The sequence below is a fragment of the Kitasatospora sp. NPDC001159 genome (assembly GCF_053598235.1).
The window spans coordinates 1-1,476 of sequence record NZ_JBSFJV010000276.1 but is presented as its reverse complement, the minus strand read 5'-3'; the positions used below and the strand labels follow the sequence as shown (position 1 = coordinate 1,476).

At 72.8% G+C, this 1,476-nt stretch carries 1 protein-coding gene and 1 pseudogene; both read left to right on the top strand.

All coding sequences use genetic code 11. The features are described from left to right. On the top strand, window positions 1–961 hold a 961-nt coding region (locus ACWC9T_RS41830), incomplete at its 5' end, for an L-lactate permease (RefSeq protein ID WP_449826251.1). A gap of 91 nt (window positions 962–1,052) precedes the next feature. Then, window positions 1,053–1,476 (top strand): annotated as a pseudogene (gene manB, locus ACWC9T_RS41825) (phosphomannomutase/phosphoglucomutase); the annotation flags it as partial.

Genomic DNA, 1,476 nt, shown 5'->3' with positions numbered 1-1,476 from the left:
GCGCGAGACCTGGGCGCCCGCGCTGGCCTGCGGAGTCGCCTTCGCCGTCGCCCAGTTCGTCGCCTCCAACTACGTCTCCGCCCAGCTCGCCGACATCGCCGCCGCCCTGATCGGCGCCGCCGCCCTGGTCGCCGTACCGCACTCCCGCAGGCCCGCGGCCGAGCCCGTACGCGCGTCCGTGCTGACCGGCGTACGCAGTGAGGAACTGGACGAGGAGGACTCCGCGCGGGAGGTGGCACGGGCCTACGCGCCGTACGCGCTGATCGTCGCCGTCTTCTCCGTCGCGCAGATCCCGGCGGTCAAGGACTGGCTGGCGAAGGCCACGCAGTCCTACGACTGGCCGTTCCTCGACGTGTTCGGCCCCGAGGGCAACCCGGTGGGCGGGAACGTCTTCTCCTGGCCGATCGTCTCCACCGGCGGCACGCTCGTGCTGTTCGCCGGGCTGGCCACGGCCGTCGTCCTCGGCGTGCACGCGCGCGTGGCTGTCAGGGAGTGGCTCGCGACCGTGCACGAACTGCGGTTCGCGATCCTCACCGTCACCTCGGTCCTCGCCCTCGCCTACGTCATGAACCTCTCCGGGCAGGCCGCCACCATCGGCCACTTCGTCGCCGCGGCAGGCGCCGGGCTCGCCTTCCTCTCCCCGGTCCTCGGCTGGTTCGGCGTCGCCGTCTCCGGCTCCGACACCTCCGCCAACGCGCTCTTCGGAGCTCTCCAGGTGACCGCCGCGCGGGAGTCCGGCCTCTCGCCCGAACTCCTGGCCGCCGCCAACAGCTCCGGCGGCGTCCTCGGCAAGATGATCTCCCCGCAGAACCTCACCATCGCCTGTGCCGCCGTCGGACTCGCGGGCCGCGAAGGGGATCTGCTGCGCAAGGTGCTGCCCTGGAGCCTCGGCCTGCTGCTGGTGATGTGCCTGATCGTGGTCGCGCAGTCCACGGCCGTCCTGGGCTGGATGCTGCCCTGACGCCGTCCGACCTCCTGGAACCGCCCGGGCGGCCCGCCGGTCCCCACGGGGTAGTTTGTGGGCTCCGACAGGACTTTCAGGAAGGTTGGCCGTGGCTGCTGATCTGTCGCAGATCGTGAAGGCGTACGACGTGCGCGGTGTCGTCCCCGACCAGTGGGACGAGCCGCTGGCCGAGCTGTTCGGCGCGGCCTTCGTCGAGCTGACCGGCGCGGACGCCATCGTGGTCGGCCACGACATGCGGCCCTCGTCCCCGGGCCTGTCCGGTGCCTTCGCGCGCGGGGCGGCGGCCCGCGGCGCCGACGTGACCGGGATCGGCCTGTGCTCCACCGACGAGCTGTACTACGCCTCCGGCGCGCTCGGCCTGGCGGGCGCCATGTTCACGGCCTCGCACAACCCCGCCCGGTACAACGGCATCAAGCTGTGCCGCGCGGCCCGACACTCGGCCACGACGGCCCGCCCGCCACCGCCGAGGACGTCCGCAAGGTACTGGAGCGACAGCGGGAGGTGGGCGCGCC